The organism is Nonomuraea africana, from assembly GCF_014873535.1.
GTDB lineage: Bacteria > Actinomycetota > Actinomycetes > Streptosporangiales > Streptosporangiaceae > Nonomuraea > Nonomuraea africana.
The window spans coordinates 381033-396823 of the sequence record NZ_JADBEF010000001.1 but is presented as its reverse complement, the minus strand read 5'-3'; the positions used below and the strand labels follow the sequence as shown (position 1 = coordinate 396823).

At 66.0% G+C, this 15791-nt stretch carries 21 protein-coding genes and 4 pseudogenes; 5 read left to right on the top strand and 20 right to left on the bottom strand.

What is annotated here, in order from left to right; genetic code table 11:
• From H4W81_RS01780 to H4W81_RS01755, 7 genes and pseudogenes are all read right to left on the bottom strand, one after another.
• Window positions 1-942, bottom strand: a complete 942-nt coding sequence (locus tag H4W81_RS01780; RefSeq protein ID WP_192773172.1) for a dihydrodipicolinate reductase — start codon at window positions 940-942, stop codon at window positions 1-3.
• Between the two features lie 308 nt (window positions 943-1250).
• Window positions 1251-1454, bottom strand: a pseudogene (locus tag H4W81_RS01775) (transposase); the annotation flags it as partial.
• Between the two features lie 72 nt (window positions 1455-1526).
• Window positions 1527-1859 carry an integrase core domain-containing protein gene (locus H4W81_RS46605; RefSeq protein WP_225958402.1) on the bottom strand — a complete coding sequence of 111 codons (333 nt, stop codon included), beginning with the start codon at window positions 1857-1859 and terminating at the stop codon, window positions 1527-1529.
• A 73-nt stretch (window positions 1860-1932) separates the two neighbouring features.
• Window positions 1933-2631, bottom strand: a complete 699-nt coding sequence (locus H4W81_RS46600; protein WP_318781465.1) for a helix-turn-helix domain-containing protein — start codon at window positions 2629-2631, stop codon at window positions 1933-1935.
• Window positions 2607-3047, bottom strand: a complete 441-nt coding sequence (locus H4W81_RS01765) for a hypothetical protein (protein WP_192773170.1) — start codon at window positions 3045-3047, stop codon at window positions 2607-2609. The genes H4W81_RS46600 and H4W81_RS01765 overlap by 25 nt, the downstream gene beginning before the upstream one ends.
• 264 nt (window positions 3048-3311) lie before the next feature.
• On the bottom strand, window positions 3312-3911 hold the full coding sequence (locus H4W81_RS01760) for a DUF6461 domain-containing protein (protein WP_192773169.1): 600 nt from the start codon (window positions 3909-3911) through the stop codon (window positions 3312-3314).
• Window positions 3912-4000: 89 nt separating this feature from the next.
• Window positions 4001-5113 (bottom strand): NucA/NucB deoxyribonuclease domain-containing protein, encoded by a 1113-nt coding sequence (locus H4W81_RS01755; protein ID WP_192773168.1) that lies wholly within the window; start codon window positions 5111-5113, stop codon window positions 4001-4003.
• Window positions 5114-5489: 376 nt separating this feature from the next.
• On the opposite strand from H4W81_RS01755, the gene H4W81_RS01750 reads away from it, so the two are divergent.
• Together H4W81_RS01750 and H4W81_RS01745 are read left to right on the top strand one after the other, a co-directional pair.
• Window positions 5490-6209 carry a tyrosine-type recombinase/integrase gene (locus H4W81_RS01750; RefSeq protein ID WP_192773167.1) on the top strand — a complete coding sequence of 240 codons (720 nt, stop codon included), beginning with the start codon at window positions 5490-5492 and terminating at the stop codon, window positions 6207-6209.
• Between the two features lie 74 nt (window positions 6210-6283).
• The gene (locus H4W81_RS01745; protein WP_225958401.1) at window positions 6284-6616 is read left to right on the top strand and encodes a hypothetical protein; all 333 of its coding nucleotides are present in this window, start codon (window positions 6284-6286) and stop codon (window positions 6614-6616) included.
• A gap of 199 nt (window positions 6617-6815) precedes the next feature.
• On the opposite strand, the gene H4W81_RS01740 is transcribed toward H4W81_RS01745, so the two are convergent.
• On the bottom strand, window positions 6816-7571 hold the full coding sequence (locus H4W81_RS01740; protein ID WP_192773166.1) for a DinB family protein: 756 nt from the start codon (window positions 7569-7571) through the stop codon (window positions 6816-6818).
• A gap of 273 nt (window positions 7572-7844) precedes the next feature.
• On the opposite strand from H4W81_RS01740, the pseudogene H4W81_RS49785 reads away from it, so the two are divergent.
• A pseudogene (locus tag H4W81_RS49785) lies at window positions 7845-8042 on the top strand (DUF4158 domain-containing protein); the annotation flags it as partial.
• A gap of 4 nt (window positions 8043-8046) precedes the next feature.
• Window positions 8047-8295, top strand: coding sequence for a DUF4158 domain-containing protein (locus H4W81_RS49780; protein ID WP_420538738.1), 249 nt, complete (start codon window positions 8047-8049; stop codon window positions 8293-8295).
• Here the strand turns inward: H4W81_RS49780 and H4W81_RS01735 are convergent.
• Together H4W81_RS01735 and H4W81_RS01730 are read right to left on the bottom strand one after the other, a co-directional pair.
• A pseudogene (locus H4W81_RS01735) lies at window positions 8189-8407 on the bottom strand (MFS transporter); the annotation flags it as partial. The gene H4W81_RS49780 and the pseudogene H4W81_RS01735 overlap by 107 nt on opposite strands.
• Window positions 8404-9210, bottom strand: a complete 807-nt coding sequence (locus tag H4W81_RS01730; protein ID WP_192773165.1) for an integrase — start codon at window positions 9208-9210, stop codon at window positions 8404-8406. The pseudogene H4W81_RS01735 and the gene H4W81_RS01730, both read right to left, overlap by 4 nt.
• 106 nt (window positions 9211-9316) lie before the next feature.
• Here H4W81_RS01730 and H4W81_RS01725 point away from each other — a divergent pair.
• A pseudogene (locus H4W81_RS01725) lies at window positions 9317-9520 on the top strand (transposase family protein); the annotation flags it as partial.
• Here H4W81_RS01725 and H4W81_RS01720 read toward each other — a convergent pair.
• From H4W81_RS01720 to H4W81_RS01675, 10 genes are all read right to left on the bottom strand, one after another.
• Complete coding sequence (locus H4W81_RS01720; protein ID WP_225958400.1) at window positions 9453-10010, bottom strand: serine hydrolase domain-containing protein; 558 nt, start codon at window positions 10008-10010, stop codon at window positions 9453-9455. The pseudogene H4W81_RS01725 and the gene H4W81_RS01720 sit on opposite strands and share 68 nt — an antisense overlap.
• Before the next feature lie 247 nt (window positions 10011-10257).
• The gene (locus H4W81_RS01715; RefSeq protein ID WP_192773164.1) at window positions 10258-11466 is read right to left on the bottom strand and encodes a cytochrome P450; all 1209 of its coding nucleotides are present in this window, start codon (window positions 11464-11466) and stop codon (window positions 10258-10260) included.
• A gap of 35 nt (window positions 11467-11501) precedes the next feature.
• Window positions 11502-12263 (bottom strand): ABC transporter permease, encoded by a 762-nt coding sequence (locus tag H4W81_RS01710; protein WP_192773163.1) that lies wholly within the window; start codon window positions 12261-12263, stop codon window positions 11502-11504.
• Between the two features lie 27 nt (window positions 12264-12290).
• A complete protein-coding gene (locus H4W81_RS01705; RefSeq protein WP_192773162.1) occupies window positions 12291-13055 on the bottom strand; it encodes an ABC transporter ATP-binding protein in 765 nt (254 codons plus the stop codon).
• Entirely contained in the window at window positions 13055-13468 is a 414-nt protein-coding gene (locus H4W81_RS01700) for a DUF1048 domain-containing protein (RefSeq protein WP_192773161.1), read from the bottom strand. Before H4W81_RS01700 ends, H4W81_RS01705 begins: the two co-directional genes overlap by 1 nt.
• A gap of 2 nt (window positions 13469-13470) precedes the next feature.
• Window positions 13471-13800 (bottom strand): PadR family transcriptional regulator, encoded by a 330-nt coding sequence (locus tag H4W81_RS01695; protein WP_192773160.1) that lies wholly within the window; start codon window positions 13798-13800, stop codon window positions 13471-13473.
• 521 nt (window positions 13801-14321) lie between these two features.
• Window positions 14322-14732 (bottom strand): rhodanese-like domain-containing protein, encoded by a 411-nt coding sequence (locus H4W81_RS01690; protein WP_192773159.1) that lies wholly within the window; start codon window positions 14730-14732, stop codon window positions 14322-14324.
• A gap of 32 nt (window positions 14733-14764) precedes the next feature.
• A complete protein-coding gene (locus H4W81_RS01685) occupies window positions 14765-15091 on the bottom strand; it encodes a DUF1048 domain-containing protein (protein WP_192773158.1) in 327 nt (108 codons plus the stop codon).
• A gap of 1 nt (window position 15092) precedes the next feature.
• Window positions 15093-15449, bottom strand: coding sequence for a DUF1048 domain-containing protein (locus tag H4W81_RS01680; RefSeq protein ID WP_192773157.1), 357 nt, complete (start codon window positions 15447-15449; stop codon window positions 15093-15095).
• Complete coding sequence (locus H4W81_RS01675) at window positions 15446-15772, bottom strand: PadR family transcriptional regulator (protein ID WP_192773156.1); 327 nt, start codon at window positions 15770-15772, stop codon at window positions 15446-15448. Before H4W81_RS01675 ends, H4W81_RS01680 begins: the two co-directional genes overlap by 4 nt.
• Between the last annotated feature and the right edge of the window lie 19 nt (window positions 15773-15791).

Genomic DNA, 15791 nt, shown 5'->3' with positions numbered 1-15791 from the left:
TCAGCATCGGTGCTGCGGCGAGGCCGGGATCTCGTCCACGGTACGCAGGCCGGGCGGCGCCGCCATGGCCCTGCCCAGGGAGTTGACCACCACGGCCGCCGTGGCCGTGTCTCCGTGCAGGCCGCGCACCTCCGAGGTGAGACCCGGCTCGCCCTCCAGGACGACGATGTCGCGCGGGTCCGGCAGACCTGCGGCCATCTGCAGATGGAGGCGGATCAGCGTGCTGTCACCGCGCTTGCCGATGACGAGCTGGTCGATGCCCAGCACCATGCCGTCGTCGCCGACGACCGGGTCGATGGTCTCGACGAAGTCGGTGCAACCCAGGTCGAGGGCTCGATCGACGATCCTCGCCGACTCGGGTAGGCCGACATGGCGGATGTCGCCCTGCCGTACACGCTGCTCGAACTCCTCGACGGACAGGCCCACGCCGACCTTGCGCTGCAGCGGGAGCCGCCGCAGGGCGGCGTCCTGCACACGGTGGACGTCGACCGCGCGCACCGAGCGCTGCGACGCGGCGAGCACAACCGGCAGGTAGTCCATCGCGTAGCCGGGGTTCACGCCGGTGCCGAGCAGGACGACACCCTGCTCGCGAGCCACGTTGTCCAACTGCGCGGCCAGCTCCGGCTGGGTGTGCCAGGGGTTGGACAGTTCCTCACAGGTCGAGACCACGTGATGGCCGGCCCGCATCAGGGCGACCAGCGTGGGCGCCGACTTCTCCAGGGACGAGCCCGCACAGTGGATCGCCATGGTGCCCCACTCGGGAAGCTCGTCAAGGCTGACAACCACGCGCAGCCCGTCGGTCAGCTCCTGGCCGGCGAACGCGGGGTCAACAGCGCCGACGCTCTTGAACCTGCTGCGATCGGCGAGGTAGGACAGCACCTGTCTGCCGATCGGGCCAAGCCCGACGTGCACGATGTCGATTTCGGGGATGGCTGAAGACATGGAGGGGCCTCCGAGAGTCACGAGGGGGTGAACGGTTCCCAAACCGTGGTATTCCGACGGTATGGCAGCACTGGACAGAACGTCAAGTATTTGTGTACTCGACATGATGCAGATCTGCTGCTGCACCTGGCCCCCACCGCCTGTGCGGCGCCAAAAACCGCGGCACATCACTTGACCTGCGGATTCGTTTCGGCGTTAGGCAGCTCGGAGATACTCACTAATCAAACCGCTGACGGCTGATCGCCGCTGTATTGGAGCCGTGAGATCGGCGACTTCATCAGGACCGTGCATGGGTGGCCTTAGAGCTGCTAACGCAATGAGGTGAGGCGTCGCCAGCAGATGAGTGCGCAGGCCAGCTTGAGGAAGGCCTCGTGGATGTCGGCGCGGACCTCCCAACGGATGCGCAGGCGTCGAAAGGCATGCAGCAAGGCGAACGTCTGCTCCACGACCCAGCGGTGTTTGCCCAGGCCGGAGCCGTGTTCGGTACCGCAGCGGGCGATCAGCGGGCGGATCTGCAGCTCGCGCACCAGGTCACGGTACTTGTCGTGGTCGTAGTGCGGGTGCCGATTAATCATCCGGCCAGGTCAAGCCACGTGCCGGTACTCCTTCAGGACACCTCCGAGTCGATCACGTCGGCGGACGTCGAACAGGGTGATCGAGGCAGCGTCGATGTCGGAGTCGGAGAGCGGTCGAAGCGGGGCAGCATGTTGGAGAGCCCGGTGGGGCCGGTGTTCGTTGTAGAAGGTCTCGAACTCGCGCAGCGCATACAGAAGGTGGCGCTGGTTCCAGATCAAGGTTCGGTCCAGCAGCTCGCGCCGGCAGGTCTGGATCCATCGCTCCATGATGGAGTTCATCCGCGGCATCCGGATACCGGTGAGCACGGTCTGGATGCCAGCATCGGTGAGGATCTCCTCCATGTGAGGGCCGGGAACTTCCCGTCCCGGTCACGGATCAGGAAGCGCGCCCGGCAGCCCACATCCTCCAGATCCATCACGAGATTCCGGATCGCCTGGATGACCCAGGTGACGGTCGGGTGAGAGGTGACGCCCAGCACGCGAACACGCCTGGTGGCATGCTCGATGACCGCCAAGACGTACTGGCGCTGCCCGCTGTGAGAGTGACGGTCTCGATGAAGTCGCAGGCCAGCAGAGCGTCGGCCTGCGAACGCAAGAAACCGGCCCACGTCACCGATGCCTGCTCAGGGGATGGATCTACGCCTTCCTGCTTAAGGATCTCCCACACGGTGGAAGGTGCGACCTTGATGCCCAGGGTGGCGAGCTCGCCGTGCACGCGCCGGTAACCCCACGCGGGGTTCTCTCGGACCAGCCGCAGAATGAGCGCGCGGATGGAGCGCACGGTGGGTGGACGGCCCGGCCGTTTCCTCTGACAGGTACGGGCGTGACGCTGCCTGAGCAGATTGCGGTGCCAGCGCAGGATGGTGTCCGGGCGGACGAGGAGCCGCAGCCGACGCAGGACCTCGCGCGGTAACGGCATCAGGAGCGCGGCCAGGAAGGCGCGATCCTCAGGAGCGAACTTCACTTTGGTGTCCGCGCCGAGCTGGCGTTCAAGAACGGTGATCTGGTGGCGCAGGGCCAGGATCTCGACGTCCTTGTCCCTATCTCCCACCGGCAACAACCGCAGCGCAGCGAAGGCGTTCGTGACGGTTAGGTAAGCCAGACGGAGAAGCACAAGCGATCATCATGCCGCGATCGGCCGCCTTCGAGAGCCGAGGCGGGGCACAAACCAGGAAGAGCGAGCAAGCCGCATGACCTGCGCGGATGACATTCCCGGCAGGCACAATCCCCAAGAGCAAAGCAGCGCATCGGCCCGGCCTGGTCGAGGAGCTGGAGGAGCTTGTCACGGTCGGCGTCATCGAGGACGACGTGGCGCCAGTAGTCGTCGATCCGTTGAGCGTAGTCCCAACCGGCGGCCGGGTGCGGCGTTGGGTGCCGACGGGCGAGCGTGGTGAGGGTGTTCACCACCGCAGTCAGGTCGCTCGCGGCCAGCGGGCGGGGCAGGAAGCGGCTGGCCGCCAGCCGGTGCCCGGGCAGTCGCTCGGTGATGAGCACGCTCTGATCCGGGTCTGCCGCGACGAGGTTCGGCACGCGCACAGATGTCGGTGAGTCAACGCAGGCCTGGTAGAGGCCGATCTCCCGGGCAATCGCCGCCCGCCAGGACGGCTCCTGGTGCGCAGACCCTGCGTCGAGAACAGGCGGGTGGCTGTGTCGAGCAGCTGGGTGGCGATCCGCGCCCGCTCCGCGTCGGTGAACGCTGGAGCGTCTTGTCTCCGCATGAACAGACTGGTCTTTTGTTCACAGCCTACGGCGGTGGCACGCCCCCGCACTCTCCAGGTCATCCGGGACGGCGAGCTACTGATCGCCGCCGCGAATGACGTAACGTGTGTGCACACCATCGAGCCATTCATCGTCGATCTCTTTGCCGGTGATCCGCCCGATGAGGCGCAGAGCCGAGGTTATCTCCGCACGCGCGGAGTCACCGAAGAAGTCCAGTCCTGACAGATAGCCATCCAGGGCATCGGGGTCACTACCATCTCGTTCCTCGGGATCACCTACGACCAGGGATGTGACCACGTCGCCGTCGACGACGTATTGGAGATCTTCGACACCCTCGATTTCGTACAGCGGCCATCCGAGATACAGCATCCGGCCTCCGTCTCGGGACAGTTGCGCCCAGGAGTCCCAGCGCCATAGGTGATTCCCATCGAGTTGAATCACCAGGACCCAGCCGGGCGCATGGGGGCCGACCCAGATGATCCCGTCCCCGCGCTCGCGGTAGCTGCCCGTCAAGATATCCCGCCAACCAGCGGGCTGAGCTGTGGCCATATCGGCCCCAAGACGGCGAGCCACCTCTTCGACCGCGAGCCCTTCACACCAGACGGAGCGGAAGGGAGTGTCGAAGTCGATGCCGTGCGCGGCGAGCAGCTCCCAGAGATCCTTGTCGTGATCCATCCGCGCCTCCTTTCAGTCGTTCGAATAGCAATAGGCCCGGAGGGCGCGGAGGCTTCCACCTCCGCGCCCCCGCCCTTAGTTGGTGATTCTCACATAAAACTGGTTGTTGTTGCCAACGCGGTACCTGGAGTAGAAGGCAGCCAAGTACTGCCCGTGCAGTGGTTCTTGTCCCGGTCGACGTACCGGACCGAGAAATGCCCCTTCGCGTTATGTGCGCCGTTCTTGGTGGAGGCGAACGGATATTCGTCGCATTGCAGCGCAGGGACGGACTTCCCGTTCACTATCACATTCTTCGGCCATGTCCCTTCCGAGACCATCGTCGCGCGCCGTGCGCGGCACGCCGGCCCGATCGCCTTTCGATTCTTGTACGTGAGCGTTTCTCTCTTCGGAGTGTCCTTCGGGTCCGTATGCCGCACCAAAGGCAGCATGGCGGGATTAACGTAGATGTTTCCCTGGTCGTTGTACTCCCGAGGCGCTTCGATGAAGCCGGGCATGATCTTCTTCTGGGGGCCAGACTCTCCGATCGGTGGCAGCGTGGGGATTGTGTCACCCGGAGTCTTCAGAGCCGCATCGATGTGCTCCACGACTTCATCGATGCCTGCGTCGCTGCGCTTCATGGTGAAGATTCGCTTCGCGAACGGGAAGATACAGGCACCCCTGTGCTGGCGATCTGTGAAATTCAGGGAGAAGGTTATGTCGTCGCAGCGGACCGTGGGTGCATATTCACGACCCGGAGCAGTGGGGAGTCCGATCGCCTGGATCCCGAAGGGCAATTTGATGTTGCTGAGGACGTTCTGGTATTCCATCTTGTTCCAAAGAGGCATCGCCTCGTTGAAGTAGGGAATCCCGCCGAACTCGAAGAGCAGGGGGCGAATCGTGCAGTTGTGTGAATCGCCCTCTGCGACGTCGGACTTGACGAGCCACTCGTTGTAGCCGTTGGCCTTCCATTTGCGGATCGTCTCCCTGCGCGGCTCGCCTTCGACGAGCTTGCACTGGGTGCCGTCGCTGCCGGTCGGCTGGACGTCCAGCTGAAGTGACTTCGTGTCGTCGAAGTCACCCGTCTCCTTACCGTCGTCGTAGCCCTTGATGTTTGCCAGGTGGGTCCAGCAGCCACTGTAAGGACGAACGTCCGCCCAGCCAGGCGTCGCATACGGCGAACCAGAATTCGCTCGAGCCCTGGCGCAGTCTTCGAGGGTTTTCACCCTGTCGTAGTCGAACGGAGGAAGGGGGGGCAGCAATGGCCTGCGATTCGTCTTCCTGCGAAGTCCGTGACTCGGCTTCCGCAGGCGATTTACGGACCGCGCGCTTCTCGGTGGCGCTCGGAAGGGTGTAGAGCGACGTGATATCACCCGCGGCCAAGGCCTGCTGGTAGAGCCGAACATTGTCGATGTCTCCGACCATGCGGCTACCGAGGGAAAGAGACCCCCTCGCACTCCAGGCGTCGGCGCTGACGCTCTCCGACTTGAGCAACGTGAAGGCCAAGCTCAGCCGCATTGGCGACTTGCCATCCGCCCAGGTCAGCCCGTCCGGTTCGAATTTCGGTAGCTTCCGCGCGGCGGTCTTCGTTAGCGTGTCGCGGTGATCTACGAGCATCCTTTGGCATACGTGCTGGGCCTGGAGGGCATCGCCCTGATGCGGGCCTACACCGGCGAGCACGACCGCGCATTCGTCGAGGCGCGCCTGGCCGAGATCCGCAAGCTCCTCGACAACAACTCCCTGGCCGACGCCGCCGTCGAGGTTGCCCGCGTGGACACCGTGGGCGGTTACCGGATCTGGTCGCAGACCTACGACGGCCCCAACGCTGCGTTGAACACCGATGACTTCGACGCCGACGCCGGCGTCCTCACCGTCCGCAACGGCAAGTTCGGCAAGAGTCGGCTGCTGCCGCTCCATCCCACCAGCAGCGACGGGATAGGCCACTACCTGCGGCGCCGCTCCCAGCACCTGCAACGGCGCCGGCTGCCTGACAGCGGCGTCCTGTTCATCTCCACCGCGGGCACCCGGCTCGACCATAGCCGAGCTCAAAAGACCTGGCGGCAGATCCGGCAGGACGCAGGGCTGCGGCCCCGATCGGCGAACTGCCGTCCACGCATTCATGATCTTCGTCATAGCTTCGCCGTCGCCACCCTTCTGGATTGGTACCGGACCGGCCAGGACGTGCCCGCCATGCTGCCGAGACTTGCGACCTACCTCGGTCACGCCGACCCCAAGCACACCTTCTGGTATCTGTCGGCCGCGCCGGAACTGCTCGCCCTGGCTGGCGACCGGCTCGAGGACTTCCTGGCAGGCACCCCATGAGCAGCCTCGCCCCCACCCGCAGGCCTTCTTCACCGACCGGCTGATCCGCCAGCGGCAGGCCAGCCCGCACACCATTGCCGCCTATCGCGACACGTTCAAACTGCTGCTGGCTTTCGCCTCCCAGCGACATCGGCATCGAGCCGTCCCGGCTGGCCATCGCCGACCTGGACGCCCCGCTGATCGGCGACTTCCTCCGCCACCTGGAGGACGAGCGGGGCAACGGCGTCCGCACCCGCAACGCCCGCCTGGCCGCGGTCATCCAGCGAGTGCTGTCCATCCCGCCCAAGCGGTTCGACCGGGCACTGGTCACCTACCTCACCGACCCTGAGATCGACGCGCTGCTGGCGGCCCCGGACCCCGGCACCTGGACCGGCCGCCGTGACCGCGTCGGGGTGCAGACCAAGTAACGGCGAAAGGGGCAGTCCTCTGGTCGCGGCAGGTGTGCGCGCGAGGGTTACGGCTCGAACATCGAGGGATAAGTCCGGCGCGATAACGATCACTGGGTCGTTTCCGCAGGTCGGAACGGGCAGGGATGGGTGTTGAGGAGCCAGGAGTAGCAGCACGCAATGCGGCTGGAGGTCATTTCCGGCCCGGGTCAGCGCCAGTTCAGGCACCGGCCTCGAGCACGGCGAGGTCGCGCACCGCATAACGGTGATGCTCGGCCTCTTCCTTCAGCACCACCTTGAGGCAGCGGCCCACGACGTACTCCTGGTCGGGATACGGGTCCGCCGGCTTGCGACCGCATACCCGATCGAGCGCGGCCTCGGTGAGCCCGTCGACGACACGCCGCATCGTGGCCATGCGGGCGAGCCGCGGCGCGAGCACCTCGTCGAGCGTCGGGGTGGCTTCGAGGGTGAGACCGAGCTTCGCCGTCGCGTCGGGCGGCATCCCGCCGGCAGGGAAGCCCAACGGGTGGTACGGCGCTTCCTCCTCCAGCACGGCATTGCCGAGCCAGGCATCGCCGGCGAACAGCAGGTGTCGTTGGGTCTCGACCAACGACCACTCGCCGTTGACCTGCTCGTGCAGCTTGGCCTCGGGCAACAGCCTGGCGCGGTCGAGCGTCGCCGCCCACAGCGTCTCGATGGCATCCCAAGCAGCCCGGTAGTCGTCGGGGGACGCGGCGTCACGCGCCAGCACCCGCGTGGGGTGCTGCCGGTCGAGCTCGGCCTCGACGTAGGCGGTCACGTCGACGTCGTTGACGACGAGACGCTCGAAGTCGCCACCGAGGTAGACGTCGCTCCCATAGCAGTCGACGATCTTCAGACCGCTGACCTCGCAATCGCGGATCTCGAGACCGGCAAGGTCGCACAGGTGGATGCGGGCACCACGAAACTGGTCACTCTGGGCGTAATCAGCAGCCATCGAGGCAGTCTCCCGCACCCGTCCCGCCCGCGCCACGTTTGGCAACTAAGTTTCGGGGCCAACTGTGTGAAACGTGCTCACGCTCGCGTCCCGCTCGGCGGCACCACAAGACGGGTGGCCTGCATTAGATGCAGCTCCCCGTCTCCCGTGGTTTGCTGCCCGATAGGCCTTCGAGGAGGCTGAGTGCAGGAATTAGCGGTAGGGGGTTGATCTTCGTACCGGTTCGGTGACGGCACCTGTTTGGGCTGGTTGCGGGGCCTACGTTCCTGGGTCATGCCTTTCGAATTTCTCTCTGATGAGCAGATCGCCCGCTATGGCCGCTTCCCTGGGGAACCCTCGGCCGCGGAGCTGGAGCAGTTCTTCCAGCTGGACCGCAGCGCGTTGGACGCGCTGGCGTCCAAGCGACGCCCGGCGACCAAGCTCGGCTGGGCCGTGCAATGGGGCACGGTGCGGATGCTCGGGGTGTTCCTGACCAATGATCCGCTGGCCGTTTCCGCCGGGCGCGGTCGCGTTCATGGCCGAGCAGCTCGCCATGGATCCGGCGCACTTCGCCGACTATGCCCGGCGGCAACAGACGGTGTACGAGCACGCTTGGGAGATCCGGGCAGGGAGGCGGCCAGGAAGACGACCAGTCCGGCGCGGAACATCCTACGGCGGCCGAACACGTCGCCGGCGCGGCCGCCGGCCAGCAGCAGGCCGCCGAAGGCCAGGGCGTAGGCGGTGAGCACCCAGTCCAGGTCGACCTCGGCGATGCCGAGCCCGGTTCCGATGACGGGCAGGCCCACGGTCACGATGGTGCCGTCCATCACCATCAGCAGTTGCGCGGCCGCGATCACACCGGCGTCATGATGACCTTCACCCCGATCGAGGCGAACACCGCATCGAACAACCCGGTGAACTTCGCGTCCCGATCCCGGATCAGAAACCGCGCACCACCGGCGCTTTCCTGGAGATCCATGAGCAGGTTGCGGGCCTGCTGCACGACCCACGCACCGGTCGGATTCGCCGTCACGCCGACCAGATGCACCCGGCGAGTGCCGTGCTCGATGAAGAACAGCACGTATAAGCGGCGCAGGAATATGGTGTCAACGTGGAAGAGGTCCACGGCCAGAATCGTCTTGGCCTGGGCGGCAAGGAACTCGCGCCATGTCGGCCCCGCACGCTTCGGAGACGGCTCCATCCCCGCGGCCTTGAGGATCGCCCACACTGTCGATGGGGCGACCACGTAGCCCAGGACGACCAGTTCACCGTGAATGCGCCGATATCCCCAGGCCACGTTCTCCCGAGCCCATCGCACCACCAGCCGCTGGAGGGTCATACCCGTTCGCGGCCTGCCTGGGCGGCGGCGCGGAAACGTCCAGCGGCGCTTGACCAGATCGGCGTGCCAGCGCAGGAGCGTGCGCGGGGAGACGATCAACCGCAGCCGGCTACGTCGCCCCCTCGGCAGCGCCCTCGTCAAGGCCGACAGGATCGCCCGGTCCGCCCACGACAGCCGAGGCCGCTGCACCTGCCGCTCAAGGACAGCCACCTGATGGCGTAACACCAAGATCTCGACATCCTTAGCTGCAGCAGATCTGCCGAGCAGAACGAGCCAGCCACACAGCCGGACGAAGATCAGATAGAGCAGACGGAAGGCCACGACGATCAAGCATGCCGGACGGGAGTCGACAGCACCTCGTATACCGCCGCTGTCCCAGGGAGGCATGCCAGGTCAGAGCACGTGACGCAGTTCTCGGCACCCACACGGCCTGATCGACGCACTCACCCGCGCCGCCGTACCGACCTTCGCCGACCGGGGCTACCAGGGCGCAGGAGGTGTGATCCGCACCCCGTTCAAGCGCCACCGGTACCGTCCACGCCTGTCATGCAACCAAAAATCCGTCAACCGCGCCCACGCCCGCATCCGAGCGATCGGAGAACGCGCCGCGGCGACCCTGAAAGCCTGGAAGGGGCCTGGTGTGACAGCAACCAGCGCACCGGGATCTGGTCCTTGCCGGCAGCGCCGAACTCCGGCCAGTACTGGGCCACCGGGGCGTCCAGATCCAGCTCACCGCGCTGTGCCAGCATATGGGCACAGATCGCGGTTGCGCCTTTCGTCGTGGATGCGACCTGGACGATGGTGTTCTTGCGCCACGGTCGGTTCGCGTCGCGATCGGCGAGGCCGCCCCACAGGTTGACGACCGGGCGGCCGCCCACGTAGACACTGCACGCCGCGCCGACCTCGCCGGGGTTTCTGAAGTTCTTGCGGAACGCGTCGGCGACCTTTCCCCAGCCGTGCTCCACACCGTGCTCGACATCGTCACCACCGTCACCGCTCGCGGAGGCGTTGGCGAGGCCGGCGTGTGCGCCGGCGAGCGTGCCGGCGCCCAGCACGCCCTTTAACACGGTGCGGCGCCCGACGTGTCCCTGTTCGGGTGTACCGCTTGTCGTGTCTGCCATGCTGTGATTCCTGAGATACGAGGTTCACGTGAGCCGCGGTGAATCCGCAGTGGACATCCGACCTGTGGGCAGTGCGGGATGGGACAGGTGCTGGTCAGCAGCGCGCGTGATGCAAAGGCGGTGAAGCGTCCGGCTTTGCGGTTTCGGTGACTGAGCTGCCCTCGTCCGGGTGCCACCGGAATACGGGCAGCGCGGACGCGATCGCCACACAGGCGAATAGCCACAGCGGTGGCGGCCGGGTCAGTGGTCACGCGTCCCACGTGACCGGGAGGCTCGTCACCCCGTAGATGTCCGCGGTCCCCGGACGCAGGCTGACCTCCTCGGCGGGTACGGCGAGGCGCAGCGTGGGGAAGCGGTTGAACAGCGCGGGGAAGGCGACCCGCATCTCGACACGGGCGAGCTGCTGGCCCAGGCACTGGTGGATGCCGTGGCCGAAGGCCAGGTGGCCGCCGTCCTGCCTGCGCAGGTCGAGCCTGTGGGGGTCGGGGAAGCGTTCGGGGTCGCGGTTGGCGGTGTTGAGGGACAGGATGACCGTCGTGCCGGCCTCGATGGTCTGGCCGCCCAGCTCGACGTCCTCCAGCGCGACCCGGTGGAACTGCTTGGCGATGCTCAGATAGCGCAGCAGCTCCTCCACCGCCTGGTCGGCCAGCGTGGGGTCGGCGCGCAGCGCGGTCAGCTGCTCCGGGTTCTGCAGGAGGGCGAAGGTGCCCAGCGCCAGCATGTTGGCGGTGGTGTCGAACCCGGCCGACAGCAGGATCAGGGCCATGCCCTGCAGCTCCTCATCGGTCAGGTCGCTGTCGAGCAGGTCGCTGAGCACGTCGTCGGTGGGGTTGGCGCGCTTAGCGGCCACCAGCTCGGCGAGGTACTCCTGGGTCGCCCGGTAGGCCGCGAACAGTTCCTCGTCGCCAACTTCTCCGCCGAGGAACTTGTCGATGTTCTCCTGGAAGCGGCCCCGGTCCTCGTACGGCACGCCCAGCAGCTCGCAGATCACGATGGCGGGGATGGGCTTGGCGAAGGCGGTCACCAGGTCGGCCGTCGGGCCGGCCTTCTCCATGGCGTCCAGGTGCTCGGCGGTGACCTGCTCGACGCGCTCGGTCAGCAGCCGCATCCGCCGGACGGTGAACTTGCCCACCAGGGGTTTGCGGTAGCGGCTGTGCTGCGGCTCGTCCATCAGTAGGAACTCGCCGGGTGGCGCCGGCGGGACCTCGATGTCGCCGTAGTCGATCAGCGGGTGCTGGAGCATCAGCTCCTTGCGGGAGCTGAACCGCGAGTCGGCCAGGACCTCCCGGACCAGGTCGTAGCCGGTGACCAGCCAGCCCTGGTGACCGCTGGGGAAGGGGAAGCGGCTGATCGGGCCGTGCTCGCGGGTCTCGATCAGCTCCTTGGGCGGGTCGAAGGGGCAGCCGGACTGACGCGCCGTCGGCATCGCCGTGAGGGTGTGGACAAAATCGTTCATGACCTTTCCTTTCGATGTGCAGGCACGCGGCCGACCTAGGAGATCTTGCGGCGGTAGGTCCTCATGGCGAAGACGTACGCGACGACGAGGATGCCGACACACCAGGCGAGGGCGATCCAGATGTCGGTGCCGACCGGCTGCTGGGTGAACAGGTCTCGGAGGGCGTTGACGATGGAGGTCACCGGCTGGTGCTCGGCGAAGAAGCGCACCGGGCCGGGCATGGTGGCGGTGGGCACGAAGGCCGAGCTGAGGAACGGCAGGAAGATGAGCGGGTAGGAGAACGCGCTCGCGCCTTCCATGGTCTTGGCGGACAGGCCGGGGATGACGGCGATCCACGTCAACGCCAGGGTGAACAGGATCAGGATGCCCGCCACCGACAGCCACGCCGGCACTCCCGCCCCCGAGCGGAAGCCCATGAGCAGGGCGACGAGCACGACGACGACGAGCGAGATCAGATTGGCGATCAGCGAGGTCAGCACGTGCGCCCACAGCACGGACGACCGCGCGATCGGCATGGACTGGAAGCGCTCGAAGATGCCGCCCTTCATATCCAGGAAGAGCCGGAATGCCGTGTAGGCGATGCCCGAAGCAACCGTGATGAGCAGGATGCCGGGCAGCAGGTAGTTCACATACGACTCCGACCCTGTGTTGATCGCGCCGCCGAACACGTAGACGAACAGCAGCAGCATGGCGATCGGCATGATCGTGGTCGTGATGATGGTGTCCACGCTGCGCGTGATGTGGCGCAGGGACCGTCCCAGCAGGACGGCGGTGTCGCCGAAGAAATGCTTGCTCATCGTTGTTCCTTATGCCTTCGTAGTTTGTTATGCCTTCGTGCCGACGAGGGTGAGGAAGACGTCCTCGAGGGTCGGCTGCTTCTCGACGTATTCGACCTTGGCGGGTGGCAGCAGCTGCTTGAGCTCGGCCAAGGTGCCGTTGACGATGATCCGGCCCTGGTGGAGGATCGCGATCCGGTCGGCGAGCTGTTCGGCCTCGTCCAGATACTGCGTGGTGAGCAGCACCGTCGTGCCCTGGCCGGCGAGTTCCCTGACGGCCTGCCACACCTCGATGCGTGCCTGGGGGTCGAGCCCGGTCGTCGGCTCGTCGAGGAAGATGACCGGCGGATCGCCGATGAGGCTCATGGCGATGTCGAGGCGGCGGCGCATGCCACCCGAATACGTCGATACCTTGCGCGCGCCCGCGTCGGTCAGCGAGAAACGGGCGAGCAGGTCATCGGCGATCTTGCCCGGGTTCTTGAGGTGCCGCAGCCGGGCGACCAGCACCAGGTTCTCCCGCCCGGTGAGGATCTCGTCGACGGCGGCGAACTGTCCGGTGAGGCTGATCGACTCCCGCACGTCCGCCGGTTGCGTGGCGACGTCGAAGCCGTTGACGCGGGCTGTGCCCGCGTCGGCCTTGAGCAGCGTGGACAGGATTCTCACGATCGTGGTCTTGCCCGCCCCGTTGGAGCCGAGCAGGGCGAAGATGCTGCCCCGCGCCACGTCGAAGTCCACGCCGCGCAGCACCTGCAGCTCCTTGTACGACTTCTCCAGGCCGTGCACCTGGATCGCCGGGGCTTGCTGTGTCGTCATCACTCTGTCCTGTCTTGTGGTGGGGTGGTGTCGCCGGCGGCGCGGGCGATGGCGCTGGTGAAGCGGTTGCGTTCGCGGGCCCGGTACTGGCCGAGGGGGTAGTTGGCCATGAACGTCTCGACGAACTCGATGGGGTCGTCACCGAAGAGATCGCGGATCGGGGTGGCGTCGGCCGCGCTCTGCTCGAACAGGTCGGCGAGGTCCTCGTACATCGCCATCGCGTCGGCGCCGTCGGCCGGCCCGAAGTGCATCAGGTAGCGCTCCAAGGCTTGGACCGCGATGCGGTAGTTCTCGGGCAGCTGCTTGATGCGTGCCTTGTACTGCCGGTAGCGCTTCTTCTCCTCCAGCGATCCGGTGACGATCTCCAGGTACTGCAGGTAGCGGCTCTTCGGCTCGTTCGATCCTGTAGTCATGTCTACTTGCCTCCCTCGCGGAGCTGTTCGAGCCGGTCGGCCAGGAAGCTCCAGGTTCGCCAGAACTCTTCGAGGTACTCCCGTCCCTGGTCGTTGAGGGAGTACACCTTGCGCGGCGGCCCCTTCTCCGACAGGACCTTCTCCACGTCGACCAGGCCGCGCTGCTCAATCCTGACCAGCAGCGCGTAGATGGTGCCCTCGGCGATGTCGGAGAAGCCCTGATTCCGTAGCTGCGCCGTGATCTCGTAGCCGTACGCGGGCCGGCTGGACAGGATCGCCAGGACGATGCCCTCCAGCGTTCCCTTGAGCATCTCCGTCACGAGCTTGCCCATGGGACGCCTCCTTTCAGCTACTTGGTGTTGCTGACTACCAGTACAAAGTAACACTGACTACTTGTACTTAGCAACACCGAATAGCTGAGGTGTAAAGCGGAAGCTTGAGCGTGTGGGCGCGGGCGGCCTGATCGCTGTTCGTGAGCGAGTCCGTCATTCCTTAGGCGAAGACGGGCTCCGTCGGCTCAATGGAGAGTTCGATCGTCGCGGACGAGGCGGGAGCGCCCGCGACCACGAGTGCGCAATCGCTGAACTGTTCATGGCATCCACCATCACCGAAAGCGCTGATACCGGCCCGTTGCGGTGCTGACACGGCCGCCGACACGACACCGCAGCAGCCTGCTCACCGCCGGGACATCCGCCGGCCTGGCACGCCTCCCAAGGGGCGGTTCGGCGTCCACAGGATCCTCCCCGACGTCTTCGCGGATCGGGGTTCCGTTCGCCGTGCTCTGCTGTAGCGGGCGCGGCCTCGGAGGGGGTGTTCCAGCACCCTCCCGGTGGCCCGTCCAAGGGGACGGCGCCTACTCGCAGAAGACACGCAAGTGGTCCTCGCCGGCGTCGAGGGCCTGGCGGTCGCGGGCGGCCTGCAGCAGGCGGGCGTGGCGGCGCTGGGCGGCGCGGCGGTCGCCGATCCGCAGCACCGGCGCGAGCTCGTCCCAGGTGATGCCGGCGTCGTGGCAGGTCGCCTCGGGGATGCGGGCTAGGCTGGCAGGGTCGAGACGCCATTTCAGATGGTTGCGTTCGATGACGATCGCGCCCGGGATCTCACCGTCGGCCGCCCGCTGGAAGTGCGGGCGGGTGTCCACCAGCCGAGCGCCGCGGGCGATCGCGACGGCGGCTTCGGCGGGAGACAACCGGCGCAACTCGGCGCGCGCAGCGGCAAGCAGGCTGTCGACGGTCAGGGGCCCGATGTTCTCCTTCGGCTCACCCATCGAAGAACTCCGCCAGCACCGGTCGACGGGTGTTACTTCTCGGCCGTGCCGGGTTTCCCGCTGATGGACTCCTGATAGATGTCCGCGTAGGTGCGCGAGTCCTTGATCAGGTCGTCGCAGAAGGCAGCGACGTCGTTGCCGATGAGTTCCAGGACTCCCCTGTTGGCCGCGACGCCCTCCTCGAAGAAATCGATGATCCCTGAGAGGAGGGGCCCGTCAGGCAAGTCGATCGGTCCAACCTTGAAGAGGTACCTCTGAATCTCCTTGTAGACGATCTGATAGTCCGGCGGGAGCGCCTTGACCCGCGCCATGTGCGCCCGCCACTGCTTCTTGCCCTCGATGATGTCTTGGATGCCCACGTCAGCCTCCTAGCCGGCCCAGTTTCCTTGCGACGTTCCTGTTCAACTGCTCGCGCCACCGGTCGCGATAGCTCCGAGCCCCTTCTCCGCCGGCCAGCGCCGCGCAGAAGCCCTCGATGTCGTCACCCAGCACCTCGTGAATGCTCTGCCCATCGGCCGCTGTCTCTTCGAGCAGCCCCAGAGCACCGTCGAGAATCGGCATCAGGTTTCGACCTGTGAAGTCCGCGTAGGGAAAAAGATGACCCTTGATCTCTTCCCACGCCGCCCGGTAGTCGGCCGGCAATGCCTCGGCCCGAGCTTCGAACGCCTTCCATTCCCTGGTGAGATCGCTGCCTGTCATGGTCTCCCAGAAGTTCATCTCCCGCCCTCCTTGAGCTTGTCGATCCGTGATGTGATGTACTCCCATTTCGCCCAGAACGTCGCGAGTTCTTCGCGCCCCGCGTCGTTGAGCGCATAGAACTTGCGTGGCGGGCCCAGCCCGGACGGTCGTTTCGTCACCTGGACGAGCCCGTTCTTCTCCAGTCGCAGCAGGATGGTGTAAACCGTCCCCTCGACGACGTCGGCGAAGCCGAGTTCGTGCAGCCGACGCGTGATGGCGTACCCGTAGGTCTCCTCGCTGCCGATGATTTCAAGCACGCAGCCCTCAAGCGTGCCCTTCAGCATCTCCGTAAGGTCGTCCATCGTGGGTCCTCTTCGGTCT